The organism is Bartonella sp. CR127HXZ, from assembly GCF_042194555.1.
Taxonomy (GTDB): domain Bacteria; phylum Pseudomonadota; class Alphaproteobacteria; order Rhizobiales; family Rhizobiaceae; genus Bartonella; species Bartonella grahamii.
Genome location: NZ_JBHIMZ010000097.1, coordinates 1 through 528, shown reverse-complemented (window position 1 = coordinate 528; position 528 = coordinate 1). Strand labels below are relative to the sequence as shown.

1 protein-coding gene and 1 pseudogene are annotated in these 528 nt (G+C 33.1%); both read left to right on the top strand.

The genetic code is table 11. The annotated features are described in order from the left end of the window. Window positions 1–3: 3 nt before the first annotated feature. Window positions 4–222, top strand: a complete 219-nt coding sequence (locus tag ACFIKY_RS09335; RefSeq protein WP_375661767.1) for a hypothetical protein — start codon at window positions 4–6, stop codon at window positions 220–222. Between the two features lie 149 nt (window positions 223–371). Next, window positions 372–482: pseudogene (locus ACFIKY_RS09330) on the top strand (XRE family transcriptional regulator); the annotation flags it as partial. Between the last annotated feature and the right edge of the window lie 46 nt (window positions 483–528).

The following is a 528-nucleotide window of genomic DNA, read 5'->3' as shown; positions in this document are numbered from 1 at the left end:
AAGATGGTCAAGAAACGAAGCAGCAAAGATAAAGATCTTACAGAAAAAGAACAACAGCTTCTTCACGAGATGATAGAAACCTATCAAGGTTTAAAGATGATGTCACGCATCATGAAATTGATAGCCTTCATTGTCTTTATGTTTGTAATAGATTTTTCCCGTTTCGTGGACGTCGTAGAGAATAGCTTCTCACATCTTAAAAGATGGTTAATAAAAAGTTAGAACATCTTAGAATTAGAGACCCTTTGGACCTCTGATTTTGCTAAAAAAACTTCCCGAAAAGAACTCTTGATTCGCAATAATTGAAGAAAACCATAAAAAGATTTGTTAGAATCAGAAGAAATATTTCTTCTCTAATAGGACTTTTTTTGATGCTTACACCCTTTGGTAAAATTTTACGTAAACTTCGCATTGATCACTCAGAACGCCTCTTAGATATGGCTAAGAAATTAGACATATCTGTAGCATTTTTATCTTTTGTATAGATCAGAAAAAAATCTGTTCCTGTAGGACTGGAGGAAAAGATAA